This is a genomic window from Ralstonia sp. 25mfcol4.1, assembly GCF_900104095.1.
Taxonomy (GTDB): domain Bacteria; phylum Pseudomonadota; class Gammaproteobacteria; order Burkholderiales; family Burkholderiaceae; genus Cupriavidus.
Map to the genome: position 1 here is coordinate 161,355 of NZ_FNJO01000007.1, position 18,878 is coordinate 180,232.

An 18,878-nucleotide genomic window follows, 5' to 3' on the forward strand; every position below is an offset into this window, starting at 1 on the left:
GGTGGGAAATCATTGCGTGACAGACGACACGAACCTGACCCGGCGCCGCTTTCTCGCGCTGGCCGGCGGCACCATGGCGATGGCCATCGCCGGTCCTGCGCTGGGGGACAAATGGCCTTCCCGGCCGATCCGCTTCGTCACCGCATCGGGTGCCGGCGACCCGGTGGATTTGCAGTTGCGCGAGTATCTGAAAGCCTTGTCACCTGCACTGGGCAACGTGCCGATGATCGTCGACAACAAGGTGGGCGCAGCCGGCCAGATCGCTGCGCAGTCGGTCTTGCTGGCGCCGCCGGAAGGGTATGACCTGCTGCTGGCCAGCGCGAGCTTCACCATTACGCAAAGCTATTTCCGCAAGCTCCCATACCGGCCGATGGTGGATTTCACGCCGGTGGCCATGACGGGCGCCGCACCGGTCGGCCTGGCCATCCCGGCTTCTAATCCGAGCCGGACATTGCGCGAATGGGCGGCCTGGGCGCGTCGTCAGGGTGGTGCGCTGAACTACGCGTCGCTTGGCAACGGCACCGTTCCCCATCTGTACGGATTTCAGCTCACCAACGACGTTGGCTTCGATGCCACGCACATCCCGTACAAGGGGGCTGGCGCAGGGCTGATGGACCTGTTGCGCGGGCAGATTTCGTTCATGATGCTCGACATCGTGAACCTGCGTCCCCTGCTGGCGAAGCAGCAGGTCAGATTCCTGGCCGTGACCGGCAATGAACGATCCGCGTACCTGCCCGACGTGCCCACGTTCAAGGAGCAGGGCTTCACCGGATACGACCGCACCGGCTGGACGGCCCTGATGGCGCGCCATGGCACGCCGCGAGACGTGGTGCAACGGCTCAACCAGTCCATGGACAGGACAAGCGCCACCGACGAATGGCGCCGCAAGCGCGCCGAAGTGTGGTCAAGCTGGCAGCCGATGGCACCGGACGAGATCGCGCGCCAGATGCAGGGCGAGGCCGCGGCCTGGGGAGAGCTGGTCCGGCGCGTCGGTGTCTATGGCGATTGATTGCGGTGAATGATGAGGGGTGGATGGCGAAGGCGACATCAAGGCCTGGCGCCGGTTGGCCGCAAGCCGGCCGCGCGCTTGACGAGTATCTCCACCAGACGGTCGGCAAGCGGTGAGTGGTAGCCGTCCTTGCGACGCAGGATGCCGACAGTTCGCGGCCACCTGAGGCTGGGCATGTCGAGCGCGCGCAACCCGCGCGTGGACTGCGCCAGTGTTGCGCGCCCGATTACCGTGAGCAGGTCGGTCTTTCGAATCGCCGCCATCAGGCCCTCTGCCGACGAGTTCGTTTCGAGCGCGACAGTGGGTGGCGGCAGGCCAGCATCGGTAAACGACGCATCGACCAGCTTGCGGGCGATGACGTCGGCATTGGGAAGCAACCACGGATAGTCCCCGAGACTGGCCAGTCGCAATGAACGCTTGCCATGAAGCGGATGCTGGTCACGGGCCACCACGACCAGATCGTCGTCGAACAGCAGCGTCTGTTCCATTTCGGCGTCCGGCTTGCGTGACAGCGTGGCGATGCAGAGGTCAAGCTCGCCACGGCGCAATCCGGTGACGAGCGGGTCGTTCAGGCCGATCGTCACTTGCACCCGGGCCGCCGGACGCTGTTTGATCAGGTCGGCGAACGCGTCCGAGAAAACCGAGCCGACAAGCGAAGACGGCACACCGACCCGGACTACCCCGAGCTTGCCCAGGTGGAGATCGTTGGCTTCCCGGATCGCATCGTGCAGCGAACTCCGGACCGTGAGGATGCGTTCCAGGAAGACATTGCCCGAGCTGGTCAGATCCATGCCCCGGGACGAGCGCACGAACAGCTGGATCCCCAACTGTTGCTCCAGGCGCTGAATGGCCTTGGTCAATGCGGGCTGGCTTTGTCCCACCTGTTCTGCCGCACGTGCGATCTGACCGGCCTGCGCCACCGCAACAAAGTAGTTCAGATCCTCAAGACGCATGGCATTCCCTTCGGTTATCAAGCATGGGGTGCCGATAATGAAAGGAAGGGTGCCGGATCGTCAAGGCATCCGGGTGTCATGCTCCGCATAAACGGTCGATTAATGCGATGCCAGGCCTTGTTGCTAGGGGCGCGGCCGGGCTGGCTCCATTTGCCAGCCTCCCGGGCAGCGTTTGACATGGGGGTAATAACCGCCGGGGTGGTCGCAGTAATACGACCACCCGTTCTCTGACGCACTGTCAGTATTTGCGGCCATCCGGCGGGTGGCCGGCGCCGACGGCGTGTCATAGCCGGACAAGGTGTCGTCCGCGGGGTAGTATGGCCCGCCGTCGTATGAGTATTCCCACCAGCCAGGCCATGCGGTGCCTACCGCGAAGTAGACCACGTGCCCATGGCTGGGGCGGAACCCGCCGTGACGAAAGCCACCGTGGCCCTGAAACCCGCCGCCATGAAAGCCTCCGCCATGAAACCCGCCGCCATGAAAGCCCCCGCCTTGGATGACGCCGCCTTGGATGCCCCCGCGGTGCATGCCGCCCGCGACGCCGCCTCGGCCGCCGGCAACGGACGGGCCGCCGATGGCCATCGCCGCGCCCGCCGCCAGTGCCAGGACGATCTTGCGAAACCTGCGCCCGTTCATGATGTGTCCTCGCTTGGCTGACTGGGTCCAATGCTGGCGGGGCGATCCGCCGCGCCCGGCTGACGGACGACGCGCGACGACCTGTAAACCGTAGCGCAATCGGATTCATTCCATCATATGTTGCGGACGGAACGCTGCAGCGCAACAAGGCCTTAAAATGCCGCGTGCGCCTTATGCGCAGATCGACGCCATGCCCCAGATTCACAAACTTCCCGCCATCGACGGCCAGCTTGGCTGGTTCGAAACGTCCGCTTCCCGTCACTCCGCCATTGGCCAGCCGCTGCACGGCCAGCATCATTTCGACTTCGCCGTGGTTGGTGCCGGCTTTACCGGCGTCGCGCTGGCAAGGCGTCTGGCCGAACTGCATCCGCAAGCGCGCATTGCGCTCGTGGAAGCGCTCGAAGTGGGGCAGGGCGCTTCTGGACGAAACGCGGGCTTCATCATCGACATTCCGCACAATGTGGACGGTGGCGAGGCCGACGCGGAATCGAACCGCCAGCTGCATGCGCTGAACCTGTTCGCCATCGAACGGCTTCGGGCCATCAAGGATCGCCATGGCATCGACTGCGCATGGCATGACGCCGGCAAGTACATGGCCGCCCACGAGGCACGCCACATCGGGGCGCTGGAGCATTTCGCACAGGGTCTGAAGCGGGCCGGGTTCGACTACGAGCTTGTCGAAGGTAGTGCGCTGGCGGAGCGGCTGGGCACGTCCTACTACAAGGCGGCAATCCATACGCCCGGCAACGTGCTGGTGAATCCGGCCGCGCTGGTGCGTGGCCTCGCATCGGCATTGCCCGAGTCGGTCACGTTGTTCACGCGCAGTCCGGTCACGGCCTGCCAATTTGGCCGCCGGCATACCTTGACCTTCGCTGGAGGTACCTTGCAAGCGGACAAGCTTGCGCTGACGGTCGGCAGCTTCAGCGAGACCTTTGGAAAGGTCCGCAACCGCCTGGCCGCGATCTTCACCTATGCGAGTCTGACCGAGCCGCTGACGCAGGATGAAGCGGCCCAGTTCGATGGCGTAGCGCCGTGGGGCACCACGTCCGCGCATCCGGCGGGCACGACCGTCCGTTACACCCCCGACCGGCGGATCTTCGTGCGCAACACGTTCCATTACCGTCCCGCGCTATGCGCGTCCGACCGGGATCTGCGCGCTGCCATGCGCCAGCATCGCTTGTCCTTCGAAGCGCGCTTTCCAGCATTGGCCGCCAGGCCGTTCGCATACACCTGGGGCGGAATGATCAGCATGACGCTGAATCACCATTCGATCTTTCGTGAGGAAGCGCCGGGCCTGTTCAGCGTGGTGGGCTGCAATGGCGTGGGGGTGGCCAAGGGCACCTACCTGGGCCACTACATGGCCGAGTTCATGTCCGGCATCCCGGGTCCTGCCATCGACTTCATCCTTGCCAACAGCCGGCCCGGGTGGATGCCACCCGACCCGCTCAAACGGGTCGGCGCAACGTGGCGGATGAGAAAGGAGCTGGCGGGAGCGGGCGGAGAGATCTGACGCAGCGGCGAGGATGAGCAGGGCGCGCGGCGATGTGGCATTCAGCGACAGCCCGGCTGTTCCAGTCGTTCGATATAGGCGTCGCCCCACTTCTTCATGGCCTCAAGTACCGGCGCGAGCGTCTTTCCGAACGGCGTCAACGTGTATTCCACGCGAGGCGGAACTTCGGCAAAGACCTCGCGGGTCACGATGCCGTGGGACTCCAGTTCGCGCAGCTGCAGCGTCAGCGAGCGTTGCGTCACGGTGCCGATCAGGCGCTGCAATTCGCCGAACCGTTTGGTGCCGTCCATCAGGTAATGGACGATCAGAGGCTTCCATTTGCCGCCTGCGACGTCGACTGTCGCAGCGACCGAGCACTGGTAGGTGGTAACCGAAGAGGTCATGGCGGGTCCCAATAGGATACTTTTTATCCCTATATATCAAAGATGTGCCTTCTTGTGGAAAAGCGCCCGGCCCTCGATAGTTCGGCTCAGTTGCGCTGGCCGTCGATCGGGGACGTCCGCGTCGATACCAGGAGTCTGATTGATGAAGGCCGCATATTACGAACGACAGGGCAGGGCCTCGGAAGTGCTGAGGCTCGGAGACCTTCCTGTTCCACTGCCCGGGCCTGGCGAGGTGCGGGTGTGCATCCATGCATCAGGCCTTAATCCGAGCGATATCAAGGCGCGCACGGGTTTTTCCGGTCCGTCCGCATTCTCGCTGGTCATTCCGCATCAGGACGGCGCCGGGGTCATCGACGCGGTCGGACCTGGCGTTGCGCCCACTCGCGTTGGCGAGCGGGTGTGGGTGTTCGAGGCGCAGTATCGTCGTCCGTTCGGAACCGCCGCGGAATATGCCGTCGTGCCGGCCCATCAGGCCGTGCCGTTACCCGGCAACGTGTCATTCGAAGTCGGCGCCTGTCTGGGCGTTCCGGCGCTCACCGCGCATCGCTGCCTGTTTGCGGACGGCGACATCAAGGACCGCGCCATTCTCGTCCAGGGCGGTGCGGGGGCGGTCGGCACGGCAGCGATCCTGCTGGCCAAATGGGCGGGCACCTGGGTGGCGGCAACGGTCTCAACGCCTGACCAGGCCGATGCCGCGCGACGCGCGGGTGCAGATCTGGTGATCGATCGATGGTCGGAAGACGTGGCGGCCATCGTGAAGTTGCATACGGGGCAGCGCGGTGTCGACCGGATCGTGGACGTCAGCCTGCAGGATAACTTCGATATCGATATGGCAAGCCTGGCTGGCGGCGGCATCATCAGCGCCTATGCCGTCGGCGCGGCCGCCGACCAGTTGTCGCTGCCATTGCTGAAAGCCATGATCGCCGGCTGTTTGCTCCGGTTCGTCTACATCTACACCGTCCCGGCAGCCGCAAAATCCGCAGCCGTTTCAGCGATCACCCAGTGTCTGGAGGACGGCGCCTACACGCCGACGATCGGGATGCAGGTGCCGCTCGACGCGATTGTCGACGCGCACGAAGCCCAGGAAACTGGCCGGATGATCGGCAAGATCATCGTCAAGCCACTGCCATAGGCCACGCTGCAGACCCGCGAACCGCCGACGCACGGCGCGGGTTCACTCCGGCACGATATCGGGGCGATCGCGCGGAAACTGCGCCAGGGTTTCGGCGCTGATGTTCAGCGTCTGCATGACCATCTCGGGCGGCGTATGGGCAAGCCAGTCGGACAGCGACACCTCGGCAAAGTGGTCGGCCTTGAAGACCTCGACCATGATCAGGTCCGTGTTGCCGACGTTCTGCACGTAGTGCCCCAGCCCCTTCTTCACGTAGCCGATATCGCCGGCGTTGAAGTCGGCGGTCATGGCCTTGGGGCCCGTGTCGAATACCGTCATGCGGCCCTTGCCCTTGATGTAGTACTGCCATTCGTCGGCGTTCGGGTGCCAGTGCAGCTCGCGCAGACCGCCCGGCTTCACCGTGACCAGCGCCGCCGCAATGTTCTGCGAGATGCGGAAATTCCGGCTGTCGGCAATCTGTACGCGGCCGCTGCGCGTCTCGCGCACCGGCTTGGCTTCGGACAGCGAGAACGTCACCGGCAACGCAGGCGGCCCCTTCTTCGACGCCGACGCGCGTTGGGCGGCGGCCAGGGGCCCCGGATCTTTCCCCTGGAAAATCCAGAGATTGTCGACAGGAATATTCCTGAACGATTCGACCGGCACGCCAAAGTTCGCTGCCAGCACTTCCGGCGGCGTATGGGCGATCCAGTCGGTGACCAGCAGCGTGTTGAACTCGGATGCCATGCCATTATCGAACGCGATCAGGAATTCCGCGCCCGTGGTGCCAGTTCCCTGCAGCGAATGGGGCAGGCCCGGAGGAAAGTACCAGAGGTCTCCCGCCTTGACGTCCTGCACCGAGGGGCGCCCTTCTTCGTCGAGCGTCGTGATGCGGCATCGTCCGTCGAGCATGATGGCCCACTCGGCCTGCTGATGCCAGTGCATCTCGCGAATGCCGCCGGCCGACAGCCGCATGTTCACGCCGGAAATGTCCTTGGAGATGGCAAAGTCTTCCTGCGTGACTTCGCGCGCCCAGCCACCGTTCTGGATCCGCTTGTGGGCATTGTTGAACGACGACCAGAACAGCGGCATGCCGTTGACGTCGGTGGCCGGCGCATCCTGGAACGACGGAAACTGCTCCGCCAGGGCATCGTTGCGCGGACCGGGATCGGTGAGACCCTGGCGGTTGCGCGCATTGATCGCGCCTTCCGGCGGGCGGTCGGGGTTGCCGAACGAAGCGGCGTGCGCCGACGCGGCAGCTGCTGCAAACGCGGTGGTGGCCGCGCCGATCATTACCTTTCGCCTGGTCAGGTCAGTCATGATGGATTTCCTTTTTCTTCGATGGGACAGTCCGTCGCATTGGCATCACGAAACACGGCGGGCCGTGATTCAAGGTTAGGCAGCGCAGCGGGCCTCGCCTATCAGACCATCACCATGGCGGCGCTATACGATGGTTTGTCGGCCTGGCCCGTCGGCATGAAGGGCGAGCGCACTGCCATGCGTGCGGAATCAGAACGTGACACGCACAGTGCCGTTGTCCGACCGCAAGAGCCTGACGTGCTCACCCGGATAGAAGTTGCCTTCGGATGCGGGTTGCGTGATGGCCTGCAGTCGCCCATCGCGAAGGCGCACCGTGATTTCGTATCCGGCCTTGCGGTCGATGTGATCCTCGATTTCGTGCCCGGCAACGCCGCCGGCCAGTCCGCCCGCAACACCGGTGATCCACGAACCGTGCCCGCCGCCAATGGCGCTGCCCGCGACGGCGCCCAGCAATCCGCCGCCGAGTTCGCCGACCAGCGTGGACGTGGGACTGCTGTCGTCGATCTGCACCGACCGTACCCGCTCGACCACCGCGGTACTCACCGACTCCGGCCGCTGCAGCTGTCCGGCGTCGTAGACGGTGCCTGACGGACCGATGCTCGCGCAAGCTGACGCGAGCCCTGCGGCGGCCACCAGCGCCGCCGTGACGCGCATCCGATTGAGGTTGGAAAACATGAACGCTCCTGTCAACGCAGTTGGGGATGCCCGCCAGGTATCGCCATGCCGGGCATGGAGGTGCTCAGGCGCCGTTGTAGTTGATCTTCAGCGTCTGGTTGTCGAGCGACGTACGGACCTTGTCGGACAGCTTCCGGGTGGGCGCCTTCCGGCATTCATCGACCACATGGGCGACCGTGTGCGGGGTATCGACGACGATCTGGTCGTTCTCACGCACGCCCAGCTTGTCGACGCTGGCGATCCAGTAGATCACCGCCGGCTTGTAGGTTTCGCTGACCGACAGGAACTCTTCGCAGGTCATCTTGAAAGGCTTCACAGTCTTGACGTCGTCAGTCGCAGCCGCGGCGACGAGCGGGGTGGAGAGGGCGGCGATGGCAAGGGAAAGGATCAGGCGTTTCATGTGGGCTCCTGGGACGTCGCATGGGATGGGTTGGGCCGGTGGGCAAGCAACGTAGCCGTCCGGTCGAGAACGATCCTATGGGCGGACGGCGCCGGACCGTTTCGGCAACCCGCAAGCCATTGCCAAATCACATGACGGGGAGCGAGATTCCGCGACGATGTCCCCAGCCATCAAACGACGGTCCCAAAATGTCAAATGCTCGGCCGAAATTTCGCCAATACTGCAACGGATACCCATGTGGAATTCCGCCATTCCGCGAATGGCGGCGTCTCCCGGCCCGGGCATCTCACACAACGAGAATCGAGGAGAAAAAATGGACCGTATGAACTGCCTTGCTGCTGCCTTGGCCTTGTCGATCAGCATCGCGAGCGGCGTCGCCAGCGCGCAGGCCTCGCAACCTGCGGCACCGGCGCCGGCGCCCGCCACCACCGATGTCAACGAAGTCCCGCAGCCTCCGCAAGGCATGACGCCGGCCGAGCGCAAGAAGTGGTTCATGGAACGGTTCAAGGCGGCCGACACCGATCACGACGGCAAGCTGACCCGTGAGGAGGCACGCGCTGGCATGCCGGAGGTCTACAAGCGATTCGACAAGATCGATACCCGGAAGCACGGCTACGTGACCGAGCGTCAGGTGGGGGCAGCCTGGTCAAAGATGATCCAGGACGATATGCAGAAGAAAAATCCGATCATCAATTGAAGGCAAGGCCCTGACGGTGCCGAACCACGGGATGCCGGAGGGGCTACGCCAGCCGCCTTGCCGTGACAATCGGAAGATCCCCGTTTTTTGCTGGCCCGGCGCGTTCCTGCGTGGCGATATTCCGCTGCAGCCATTGAAAGACATGGGCCGTATATTCGTATTGCCGACCGCGGACCTGCCGGGTATGATCCGTTCGCTCATGTAGTGTTCCCTGTATGAAGTGCGGGATGAAAGGCCGCGAGCGGTCGGGAGGTTGCCGGCAGCAGGCCGGCGAGCGTGCATGGCCAGTGCCGTAGCGCGCGGCATGCTACCTCCGCATGCCGCCGATCCCGCGCCGTTCTCCTGTCATGGCCGATATGACCATACGTTGGTATGACTGTCCGCCTATGGCGGTATGCGCGGCCCCTGCAGGTCATGTGCGCCGCCAGACCCGCCCAGGGGCATGGCCGGACCACCGCGCGTATTTCTGATGCAGGCGTGCGCGGCCGTCGGCGCCGTTTAGCCAATCTTCATTTTGTAAATGCCGGCGCAAATGCTGGTATGGGCCCACTCACCTGCCGGGCCTATGGTGTGTTGCAGGCAAACCATGGTGTCATTCCGCCGCGCCGTTCGGAGAAACGGCAATCGGAGAATGACCATGACCTTGGACACGGCTGCGCCGCCAAACGCTTCTTCCCAGTCTTCCCTGTACGCGGGCCCGACCCACCGGGCCGCCATAGCCCTGTGGAGCCGGTACTGGTCCCGCATCGGCCGAATGTGGTACGCGGTGGCCCTGGCCGTGCTGCTCCTGTTGCTTGCCGCGGAATGGCAGGCGGGCGGACATGGCCTCACGTTGGCTACCCCGTCACGCAGCGGCATTCCGTTGATTGTCGTGCTGTGCTTCGGCGCCGGCGTGGTGCTGGTGGCGGGCGTCTGCGTGCACCGCATGTTCAAATTGCGGGCCGCCGTGGTGGTGCTGGCCGCCCGGCTGGAGCAGCTGTCCGACACGGACCCCGGCCGCAGCGAGCCATTGCCGGAGATGGGCTTCCCCGGGATGGACAGACTGGTTCGCGCCATCAACGGCGCCCGCCGGCGGTGCGCCGAGCGCGAATCGGAATGGCTGACGATGCAGGCATCTTGCGCGCACGACCTGCGCACGCCGCTGACGCGCATGGTCCTGCGTTGCGACCTGATCGAGGACGCGGCGCTGCGCGCGGCGATGGAACGCGATCTCGACGAAATGCGCGAGCTGGCAGAGGCCGGGCTGGCCTGTGCCCGCATGCAAAGCGGCCTTGCGCAGAAGCTGCGGAATGTCGACGCCGACGGCATGCTGGCCGCGCTGGTGCAGAACTATCGCGATGCCGGCTGCACACTGACGCTCGATGGGCTGGTGGGCCGGCCTGTCGTGACATGTCCGCACGCGCTGCGCCGCATCCTCGTCAACCTGGTCGACAACGCGTTCCGCTATGGCAACAACGTCCGCGTGCGGGTGCGTGCCGACGGGGGGCGCCTGCATCTGGCCGTGCTCGACTCCGGGCCCGGCATTGCGCCGGCCGAACTGGACGCCGTGTTCATGCCCTGGTATCGATCGCCCGAAACCGCGGCGCGCGGGCCGGGTAGCGGCCTGGGCCTGGCCATCGCCCGGCGGCTGGCGCAGGCGATTCGCGGCGACCTGGCGCTGCAGAACCGGCATGAGGGCGGGCTCGAGGCGCGGCTGTCGTTGCCCCTGTGATGGCATGGATGGATGCACGTAAGCGCCGGGCACGTCCGCGCGCTTACGGGTTCACGATTGTGCGGTAGCGCATCGGCTGCCCGACCGGCGGGAGGACGGGTCTGCGCAGCAGCGCATCGACTTCCACCGCTTTCCCGGGCGTCCCGAACTGCCTGGACCTGTTCCCGGCGAAGGAGATCTTGCGGATGTGCGCGCCCAGGCCGCGGTCCCAATGGGAAGATGAGCGCATCCCTGATTGCCGGGGAGAATCCGCTGGCTGTATCATCACCGATCGCCCAATGCGTCACTTCATGACGGCATCGAACGATGACAACCACCAATAACATCAGTCAGACCTCGTTGCCCGCGGCGTTAATCCCGGGCTGGTATGCGGAACTCGGCGCCGATGGCAAGCGCGCTTTCAAGGCGTCGTTTGCCGGATGGGCGACCGACGCGTTCGACTTCATGGTGTTCAGCTTCGTGCTGGCCTCGCTGATCGATCTATGGGGGCTGGACCGCAGCAAGGCAGGCCTGCTGGGCACAGTGACCCTGATCTTTTCATCGATCGGCGGCTGGATTGCCGGCATGCTGGCCGATCGATACGGACGCGTCAGGGTGCTCCAGTGGACCATCCTCTGGTTCTCGTTTTGCACGCTGGCCATCGGGTTTGCGCAGAATTTCGAGCAAATCTTCGTGCTGCGCGCGCTGCAGGGGTTGGGTTTCGGCGGCGAATGGGCGGTTGGCGCCGTGCTGATCGGCGAGATCATCGCGCCGCAACATCGCGGCAAGGCCGTCGGTCTGGTGCAGAGTGGCTGGGCGATCGGCTGGGGCGTGGCGGCCATCCTCTACAGCATCGCGTTCACGCTGCTGCCCGAAACCATCGCATGGCGCAGCCTGTTCTGGGTGGGCATCCTGCCTGCGCTGCTGGTGCTCTATATCCGCAAGCACGTGCCGGAACCGCAGGTGTTCGTGGCGGAGTCTGCCCGCCGGATCAGCGGCCATCCGGTTTCCGTCTGGGCCATCTTTGCGCCGCCCTTGTTGCGCCGCACGCTGCTGGGAGCGTTGCTGTGTACCGGCATCCAGGGCGGCTTTTATGCGATGTCCACGTGGTTGCCCGCCTATCTGCGGCTCGAGCGTCATCTGTCGGTATTCAACACCGGCGCCTACCTCTTCGTGATCATCGCGGGCTCGTTCTGTGGCTATGTCGTGGGGGCGTACCTGGCCGACTATTGGGGCCGGCGGCGCAACTTCATCATGTTCTCGGCGCTGTCGATGGTGTCGGTGTACCTGTACCTGACGCTGCCGCTATCGAACCAGCAGATGCTGTGGCTGGGCTTTCCGCTGGGCTTTTCGTCGTGCGGCATCTTCAGCGGCGTGGGAGCCTACCTGACGGAACTGTATCCCTCGGAATCGCGTGCGAACGGCCAGAGCTTCACCTACAACTTCGGTCGGGGCATTGGCGCACTGTTTCCGGGTCTGGTCGGCATACTGAGCCATACGGCCGGTCTTGCGACAGCCATTGCCATCTTTTCCGGCGCGGCCTACGGCGTGGTGCTGCTGACGGTCTTGCTGCTGCCGGAGACCAAGGGCGCTTCGCTGGAGGCGCAGCCCACCAGCGAGTAAGCCCGGCCCCGCGACAGGATGCGGGGATTTGTATCACTACGTATCGAGCCAGACGACTGACGCACGCTGATACGAGGACGCTGCCCCGGTGACACACCTGCGATACGTCCTCGCCGCCTAATGGAATCCCGATACCGAATTCGCGGAGCCACCATGAAGCTGATGTCTGTCGTAGCCCTGACCGCGGTCGCCACTGTCGTGCTCACGGGCGCCACTGCTGCTGCCGCACAGTCCGGCGCGACGCCCAATCCCGGCGCCACTGGCAATCCCAATGCGTCGCCCATCTACGGCGTAACCCTGCCCGAGGGCTACCGCAACTGGCAACTGGTGGCCCCCGCCCTGGAGGGCGAGCCGCTGAACGAACTGCGCACGGTCGTGGGCAACAAGATCGCCATCGATGCATACAAGCGCGGCGAGCTACCGTTTCCGGATGGCGCGGTACTGGTCAAGCTGGCCTGGAAGTACACGCAATCGCCTGAGTTCAAGTCTGCCCTGGTGCCCGGACACGCCACCACCGTGCAGGTGATGGTCAAGGACTCAAAAAAATACGCCGCCTCGGGTGGCTGGGGCTACGGGCGCTTTATCGATGGCAAGCCCGCCGACCTGGCACAGCATCAAACGTGTTTTGCCTGCCACAACGCGCTCGTGAAGAACCGCGACTACGTATTCACGCGACTTGCGCCGTGATCCCATCCTGATCGCGCCGTCTCCGCCCAGCGGTCAATCGGCAGCCGGGCAGCCGGGCGGCCGGGCGCCGCGGCATCGATACATCGTGCGATTTCGAAATATGCGGGCGGTATCGACAAGGTGCCGCGCCGACACCGTTCAAGCTTCACCCGCGCCGCCGTTCCCTGTTTTGGGTTCGCGGGTTTCTTTTCTGGCCGGCTGTACCCGTCTGGCCTTTACTTGAGGAGGATGAAGATGCTGAAGAAGACCGTACCGATGCTGATCGTTGCCGCGCTGACGGCCGTGAGCGCCGTGCAACTGGCCCACGCGCAGACAAACTCGGGCCGCACGCTGCGCAAGGTGGACCCTTATACCGATGGTGCCAAGGTCGGTAAGCCTGATCCGTATCTGGACGGCGCAAAGGCCGACAAGTTCGATCCGTACGCCGGCGGCGCCAAGACATCGACCCGCACGGACCTGGCCCCTCGCAAGGCCGATCCGTACACCGACGGCGCAAAGATCGGCAAGGCCGACCCGTACACGGACGGCGCCAAGGTTGGCAAGCCCGATCCGTATCTGGATGGCGCCAGGACCGGCAAGCCCGATCCCTATACCGACGGCGCGAAGCACTGAGGATCGGCATTGTGGTGTACGACGGTCAGGCCCGGCAACGTTCCAGGCGTCCGTCGATGTCCTGCGCTATGCCGGCACGATCTGCTGGTCGGGCCCGGTGCTGGAGGCTTCCAGGACGATAGAACTGTGCAGGCTGCCAAAGAGCATCAGCATTGGATAAGCGGTGTTCGCCGACCACGTGCGTACACCCGACCTGTTGCGTTCGCGCGCGGCCACACTGTTCGACTGGGTATGTCAGGGCAAACTGAAAGTGTCCGATGGCGGCGAGTGCGCGCTGGCCGATGCCGCCAACGCCCGCGCCGACATGTGGAGCCGCAAGGCCTCCGGAAAACCGGCGCCCTTCCCGTGACGATGCCGGCTGTCGATCCGGCTGCGGATACCGTGACGGTACGCGGATGCGCTACTTCACGTTGCCGCCGAGTACTTCGCGGCGGGCCCGCAGGACGTGGATCGACTGGCGCAAGACGGCGAGCGTTCCTGCAGCGTGGGCCTCTCCGCTGCCGGAGGCCAGCCGCGCCGCAACTTCCGCGCGCCGCAATTCAGCCTCGCGCTCGGCGATATAGCGATCAAGAATCACCAGATCCCGCAGTGTTTTTCCTTTTTGCATGGCTGTCAGAGGGGATGGAGGAATGACTCACTTCAATATATCGGCCCGAATGGCGCGCACGCGGCCTAACTCGGCACAAAACAGCCGCCAGGGACTGTCCGAATTGCATTCATTTCGTACAATCGATTGCATCACGGCTCGACATATATTCGGGGGCTCTTGCACTATTCGCGCCATGCAAGAGAGTCAGTTCGTATTCGAGCCGCTCCTTTGAGAGCGGCTTCTTTTTTTGTGCGGCACCCTCCGGCCGGGGAAGCCGGACGCCATGGGTTGGGGAACTTCCTGCGTAGTATCATTGCGCTCTCTATCCAGCATCGGCGCGTCCTCGTTCATGGCTCGGTCCAAGGTGAAATCCATTCCCAGTCAACTTCACTTTCCTGTGGTGGGAATTGGCGCATCCGCCGGCGGGATCGAGGCGCTGCGGTTATTCTTCGAAGCCCTCCCAGGCCGGACGGGTGCCGCATACGTCATTGTGCTGCACCTGTCGCCGGATCACGCCAGCTCGCTGCCGGGCATCCTGTCCGGCGTCACTTCGATGCCGGTGCAGCAGGTCAACGAAGCCATCGTCATCGAGCCCAATCACGTCTACCTGATCGCGCCGTCGATGGTGCTGACGATGGTGGACGGTTACCTGCAGGTACAGCCGGCTGCGTCGCATGATGACCGGCGCATGGCCATCGACCTGTTCCTGCGTTCGCTTGCGGAAGCCCACCGTGACCGGGCGGTTGGTATCGTACTGTCGGGCGCCGGTGCCGACGGTGCCGTCGGGATCACGCGGGTGAAGGAGCTGGGGGGCATCGTGTTGGCCCAGCAACCCGAGGACGCGGCGTTCTCGAGCATGCCGCGCGCCGCAATCGGTACGGGGCAGGTCGATTTCGTGCTGCCCGTGGCAGACATGCCCCAGCGCCTGCTGGAGATGTGGTCCAACAAGCGCCGCATTCGGGCCACCGTGGAGGCCGAGTCCGACGCCGACGACGCCGTTGCCACCGACAACGAGCGGATTCTGCGCGAGATCATGGTCATCCTGCGCACGCGCACCGGCCACGACTTCCGCCAGTACAAGCGCGCCACGGTGCTGCGCCGCATCGAACGCCGCATGCAGGTCAGCGGGCTGTCGGAACTGCAGGAGTATCGCGACTTCCTGCACGACCACCCCGACGAGACGCCGCACCTGCTGCAGGACATGCTGATCAGCGTGACCAATTTCTTCCGCGACAAGGACGCCTACGACCTGTTGCAGAACGATGTCGTGCCGCAGCTGCTGGAGCATCGCATCGAAAACGAGCCGATTCGCGTCTGGTCTGCCGGCTGTGCCACGGGCGAGGAAGCCTACTCGCTGGCGATGCTGCTGGCGGAGGCCTCGTCGCGCAACGCGGAAGCCGTGCCATTCCAGGTGTTTGCCACCGATATCGACGAGCGTGCCATCTCCTACGCGCGCACCGGGCTGTATCCGGAATCGATCCTGGCCGATGTCGATCCTGGCCGCGTGCGCCAGTTCCTCGTGAAGGACGCCGCCCACTACCGGGTCAAGAAGGAACTGCGCGAACACGTGCTGTTTGCCCTGCACAACGTGCTGCGCGATCCGCCGTTCTCGCGGTTGGACATGATCTGTTGCCGCAACCTGCTGATCTACCTGGATCGCGAGGCGCAGCTCGATGTCCTGCGCACCTTCCACTTTGCACTGCGTCCCGGCGGCTATCTGTTCCTGGGCAGTTCGGAGGCGGCAGACAGCGTCAGCTCCCTGTTCTCGGTGGTGGACAAGAAGGCGCGCGTCTACCGGGCCAATGTGGCGGTGCGTGGCGAGGCGCCGGTGCCGATGTCGGCCGCGATGCAGAACATGCGCATGCCGATTGCCATCATGCAGCCGCCTGGGCGACGCAAGTTCTCGTTCGGCGACCTGCACCAGCGTCTGGTGGAGCAGCATGCCCCCCCGAGCGTCCTGGTCAGCCGCGAGTCGGACATCGTTCACCTGTCGGATCGCGCCGGGCGCTTCCTGGAATATGCGGGCGGCGAGCCGTCGCACAACGTCATCGCGGCGGTCCGGCCCGAGTTGCGTCTGGAATTGCGCACCGCCATCTTCCAGGCCCTGCAGGCCAACCATAGCGTGGAGGCGCGACGCGTTCAGCTGACGCGGGATGGGCGCAACTACTTCGTCAACATGATCGCGCGCCCGGTACATGACGCCGAGGCCAATGCGGACTTCGTCCTGATCCTGTTCCACGAGGTGGAGGACAGCATGAGCGAGTCGTCCGACACCCCGCAGAAGCGCCAGCCCGACCCGATCGTCAGCCAGCTCGAACGCGAACTGCATCGCACCAAGGAACAACTGCAGGCGACGATCGAGCAGTCGGAAACGTCCACCGAGGAACTGAAGGCGTCCAACGAGGAACTGCAGGCCATCAACGAGGAACTGCGCTCGGCCACCGAGGAACTCGAGACCAGCAAGGAAGAGCTGCAGTCGATCAACGAGGAACTCACCACGGTCAATGCCGAACTGAAGTCGAAGGTCGAGGAAACCAGCAAGATCAACGACGATCTGCAGAACCTGATCATGGCCAACGACATTGGCACGATCTTCGTCGACCGGAACATCCGTATCAAACGCTACACGCCGCGTGCCACCGACGTGTTCAGCATCATTCCGTCCGACATTGGCCGCTCGCTGCTGGACATCACGCACCGGCTCGACTACGACAAGCTGTCCGACGATGCGGCCGAGGCCTTCGATTTGCTGCGACTGATCGAACGCGAGGTGCAAAGCAGCGATGGCCGCTGGTATCTGGCGCGCTTTCTGCCCTATCGCACGACCGAAGACCGCATCGACGGCGCAGTGCTGTCGTTTATCGACATCACGTCGCGCAAGGCGGCAGAGGCCCAGTTGCGCGAGGGCGAACGGCGCATGCGCATCGTGGCCGAAAGCACGCGGGACTACGCCATCATCACCTTCGACGACGACGGCCGCATTACCAGCTGGAACATGGGCGCCGAGCGCATTTTCGGCTACACCGAGGCCGAACTGCTGGGCGAGCCGGCCGATGTGCTCTACCTCCAGCAGGATCGCGATCGCGGTGTGCCGGCGGAGGAAAGGGCGCAGGCACGCAAGTTCGGGCGGGTAGAGGAGGATCGCTGGCACCTGCGCAAGGACGGCACGCGCTTCCGCTCCACCGGGGTGCTGTCCCGGCTGGAACAGTCCGGCGTCAGCGGCTATGCCAAGATCTGCCGCGACATGAACGAGGCGCTGCCTGCCGGCGCGCTGCGCCTGGATGGCGGTTTCCGCTCCACGCCCGTCCAGGATCATCGTGACGAGTTCCTGGCTGTGGCGTCGCACGAGCTGAAGCATCCGCTGAACCTGATCAGCGCCAGCAGCGAACTGATCGCACGCTCCGCCGAGGCGCGCCGCAACCCGATGATCGCCCGCGCCACGGAAACGATCCGGCGTACGGTGCTGGGCCAGGCCCAGATCATCGACGACCTGCTGGACATGTCCCGCGTGCGCACTGGCAAGCTGTCGGTCGCGCGTGCCACGATCGATTTCGCGGAGGTCGTCCGGCATGTCAGCGATGCGGTGCGCGAAGAGGCAGGCCAGCGGGGAACGACGCTCGAAGCGGTATTGCCGGATCAGCCCGTGTGGATTCATGCCGACGTGACGCGCATCGAGCAGGTGGTCTGGAACCTGCTCAGCAATGCGCTGAAATTCACGGAGTCAGGCGACCACATCAAGGTGGTGCTGGAAAGCGATGCCAGCGTTGCGCGATTGACCGTCGAAGATTCCGGGATGGGCATCGATGCCCAGACACTGCCCCATATCTTCGACATGTTCCGTCAGGGCGTCGCCATGCGGGCGCGGTCCCGCGGGCTGGGCATCGGCCTGAATCTGGTCAAGGAAATCACGACCCTGCATGGCGGCAACGCGGAAGCCGCATCGGCCGGCCCCGGTCAGGGCAGTACCTTCACCGTGACGCTGCCGGTCGGCACGCCCGCGACCGCCGATGACGAGGCCGAGGCGCTGCCGGCATCGTTGCTGCGCGGCATGCATGTAATGCTGGTGGACGATGACCAGCAGACCGTGGATACCTTCCGCATGCTGCTCGAGGCCGAAGGCGCCCTGGTCGATGTGGCCAGTGACGGCGAGTCGGCGCTGGCTTCCATGGAGATGCACAAGCCCGACCTGCTGTTGTCGGATATCGGCATGCCCGGCATGGACGGCTATCAGCTGGTCCACCGGGTGCGCGGGCAGGCCGCGCTGAAGGAAGTGCCCGCTATCGCGCTGAGCGGCTATGGCCGCCACAGTGACGTCGACGCGGCCCTGCAGGCGGGATTCGACGCGCATCTGCCCAAGCCGGTCATGCTGGATGACCTGCTGTCCACGCTCATGCGCCTTCGGCTTGCCTGACAGGCGCCGGTGCGCCATCCGGCCGCGGCACATGGTCAGCCGGGTCGGGCGGCATGGCTTCGAGCACGAAGCGCCGGTGCCGGCGTAGTGCCTCGACCGTCGCGCGCAGCGCATCCAGCAGTTCCAGCCCATTGCGGGTGGGCAGCCCGTCCTGCTTCAGCTGGCGCAGCACCCCAATCTGCCGGCGGATAATCGTCCGACCTTCGGAAATGTGACGGTCTACCTGCGCCAGCGCCGCTGCAGGGTCGAAGACGCGACGCTGCCCGGTACGAGACGGATCATGCATGGAGTGGCGCGGGATGTCCCGCCCCGGAGGGAAGCGGCTCGCCGTAGCCGGGACACTGGTTGCGGTCGATCCAGTCCTTGGCCCAGGCCAGCCCTTCGGCCATGGCCCGTTCGCACGTTCGGAAAACGCCAATGTCGCACGACTGCACCAGGACCGCGCCGCCTTGCGCCACGCGCCCTGATGCCTGCCAGTTGTTTTCGCCCAGAAACAGCGCGGCGCCTTCGACGGTATGCCCATAGTACTGTTGCATTGCCATGGCGGTCTCCTTGCTTCCAGATACCCAGGCATA

At 64.6% G+C, this 18,878-nt stretch carries 19 protein-coding genes; 11 read left to right on the forward strand and 8 right to left on the reverse strand.

Annotated elements, in window-relative coordinates; translation table 11 throughout:
• Positions 1-16 precede the first annotated feature (16 nt).
• On the forward strand, positions 17-1,009 hold the full coding sequence (locus BLQ58_RS14480; protein ID WP_175459910.1) for a Bug family tripartite tricarboxylate transporter substrate binding protein: 993 nt from the start codon (positions 17-19) through the stop codon (positions 1,007-1,009).
• 38 nt (positions 1,010-1,047) lie between these two features.
• On the opposite strand, the gene BLQ58_RS14485 is transcribed toward BLQ58_RS14480, so the two are convergent.
• Positions 1,048-1,962, reverse strand: coding sequence for a LysR family transcriptional regulator (locus tag BLQ58_RS14485; RefSeq protein WP_092599045.1), 915 nt, complete (start codon positions 1,960-1,962; stop codon positions 1,048-1,050).
• Positions 1,963-2,373: 411 nt separating this feature from the next.
• Between BLQ58_RS14485 and BLQ58_RS29165 the strand changes: the two genes are divergently transcribed.
• Positions 2,374-2,619, forward strand: a complete 246-nt coding sequence (locus tag BLQ58_RS29165) for a hypothetical protein (protein WP_175459911.1) — start codon at positions 2,374-2,376, stop codon at positions 2,617-2,619.
• Between the two features lie 169 nt (positions 2,620-2,788).
• Positions 2,789-4,108 (forward strand): NAD(P)/FAD-dependent oxidoreductase, encoded by a 1,320-nt coding sequence (locus tag BLQ58_RS14495; RefSeq protein ID WP_092599494.1) that lies wholly within the window; start codon positions 2,789-2,791, stop codon positions 4,106-4,108.
• Positions 4,109-4,149: 41 nt separating this feature from the next.
• Here BLQ58_RS14495 and BLQ58_RS14500 read toward each other — a convergent pair whose 3' ends face one another.
• A complete protein-coding gene (locus BLQ58_RS14500) occupies positions 4,150-4,491 on the reverse strand; it encodes a winged helix-turn-helix transcriptional regulator (RefSeq protein ID WP_092599051.1) in 342 nt (113 codons plus the stop codon).
• 142 nt (positions 4,492-4,633) lie between these two features.
• On the opposite strand from BLQ58_RS14500, the gene BLQ58_RS14505 reads away from it, so the two are divergent.
• Entirely contained in the window at positions 4,634-5,623 is a 990-nt protein-coding gene (locus BLQ58_RS14505) for an NADPH:quinone reductase (RefSeq protein WP_092599054.1), read from the forward strand.
• Between the two features lie 42 nt (positions 5,624-5,665).
• Here BLQ58_RS14505 and BLQ58_RS14510 read toward each other — a convergent pair whose 3' ends face one another.
• The 3 genes from BLQ58_RS14510 to BLQ58_RS14520 form a co-directional block, all read right to left on the reverse strand.
• The gene (locus BLQ58_RS14510) at positions 5,666-6,919 is read right to left on the reverse strand and encodes an oxalate decarboxylase family bicupin (RefSeq protein ID WP_092599057.1); all 1,254 of its coding nucleotides are present in this window, start codon (positions 6,917-6,919) and stop codon (positions 5,666-5,668) included.
• A gap of 189 nt (positions 6,920-7,108) precedes the next feature.
• Positions 7,109-7,594 (reverse strand): outer membrane lipoprotein, encoded by a 486-nt coding sequence (locus tag BLQ58_RS14515; RefSeq protein ID WP_254775947.1) that lies wholly within the window; start codon positions 7,592-7,594, stop codon positions 7,109-7,111.
• 64 nt (positions 7,595-7,658) lie between these two features.
• On the reverse strand, positions 7,659-7,994 hold the full coding sequence (locus tag BLQ58_RS14520) for an HdeA/HdeB family chaperone (RefSeq protein ID WP_092599060.1): 336 nt from the start codon (positions 7,992-7,994) through the stop codon (positions 7,659-7,661).
• A 313-nt stretch (positions 7,995-8,307) separates the two neighbouring features.
• Between BLQ58_RS14520 and BLQ58_RS14525 the strand changes: the two genes are divergently transcribed.
• The 6 genes from BLQ58_RS14525 (at position 8,308) to BLQ58_RS14560 (ending at position 13,652) form a co-directional block, all read left to right on the forward strand.
• Entirely contained in the window at positions 8,308-8,691 is a 384-nt protein-coding gene (locus BLQ58_RS14525; RefSeq protein ID WP_092599063.1) for a hypothetical protein, read from the forward strand.
• Positions 8,692-9,328: 637 nt separating this feature from the next.
• Positions 9,329-10,402, forward strand: coding sequence for a sensor histidine kinase (locus BLQ58_RS14535; protein ID WP_254775948.1), 1,074 nt, complete (start codon positions 9,329-9,331; stop codon positions 10,400-10,402).
• Between the two features lie 306 nt (positions 10,403-10,708).
• The gene (locus BLQ58_RS14545) at positions 10,709-12,004 is read left to right on the forward strand and encodes an MFS transporter (RefSeq protein WP_092599075.1); all 1,296 of its coding nucleotides are present in this window, start codon (positions 10,709-10,711) and stop codon (positions 12,002-12,004) included.
• 153 nt (positions 12,005-12,157) lie between these two features.
• Positions 12,158-12,691 carry a cytochrome P460 family protein gene (locus tag BLQ58_RS14550; protein WP_092599077.1) on the forward strand — a complete coding sequence of 178 codons (534 nt, stop codon included), beginning with the start codon at positions 12,158-12,160 and terminating at the stop codon, positions 12,689-12,691.
• Between the two features lie 234 nt (positions 12,692-12,925).
• On the forward strand, positions 12,926-13,303 hold the full coding sequence (locus BLQ58_RS14555) for a hypothetical protein (RefSeq protein ID WP_092599500.1): 378 nt from the start codon (positions 12,926-12,928) through the stop codon (positions 13,301-13,303).
• Between the two features lie 163 nt (positions 13,304-13,466).
• The gene (locus tag BLQ58_RS14560) at positions 13,467-13,652 is read left to right on the forward strand and encodes a hypothetical protein (protein WP_092599080.1); all 186 of its coding nucleotides are present in this window, start codon (positions 13,467-13,469) and stop codon (positions 13,650-13,652) included.
• Positions 13,653-13,703: 51 nt separating this feature from the next.
• On the opposite strand, the gene BLQ58_RS28810 is transcribed toward BLQ58_RS14560, so the two are convergent.
• Complete coding sequence (locus BLQ58_RS28810) at positions 13,704-13,910, reverse strand: hypothetical protein (RefSeq protein WP_139186114.1); 207 nt, start codon at positions 13,908-13,910, stop codon at positions 13,704-13,706.
• A 331-nt stretch (positions 13,911-14,241) separates the two neighbouring features.
• Between BLQ58_RS28810 and BLQ58_RS14565 the strand changes: the two genes are divergently transcribed.
• Positions 14,242-18,303, forward strand: a complete 4,062-nt coding sequence (locus BLQ58_RS14565; RefSeq protein WP_092599083.1) for a CheR family methyltransferase — start codon at positions 14,242-14,244, stop codon at positions 18,301-18,303.
• Here BLQ58_RS14565 and BLQ58_RS28815 read toward each other — a convergent pair.
• Positions 18,281-18,589 carry a hypothetical protein gene (locus BLQ58_RS28815; RefSeq protein WP_139186115.1) on the reverse strand — a complete coding sequence of 103 codons (309 nt, stop codon included), beginning with the start codon at positions 18,587-18,589 and terminating at the stop codon, positions 18,281-18,283. The two genes, BLQ58_RS14565 and BLQ58_RS28815, sit on opposite strands and share 23 nt — an antisense overlap.
• Complete coding sequence (locus BLQ58_RS29170; protein ID WP_175459912.1) at positions 18,582-18,845, reverse strand: hypothetical protein; 264 nt, start codon at positions 18,843-18,845, stop codon at positions 18,582-18,584. Before BLQ58_RS29170 ends, BLQ58_RS28815 begins: the two co-directional genes overlap by 8 nt.
• Positions 18,846-18,878 lie beyond the last annotated feature (33 nt).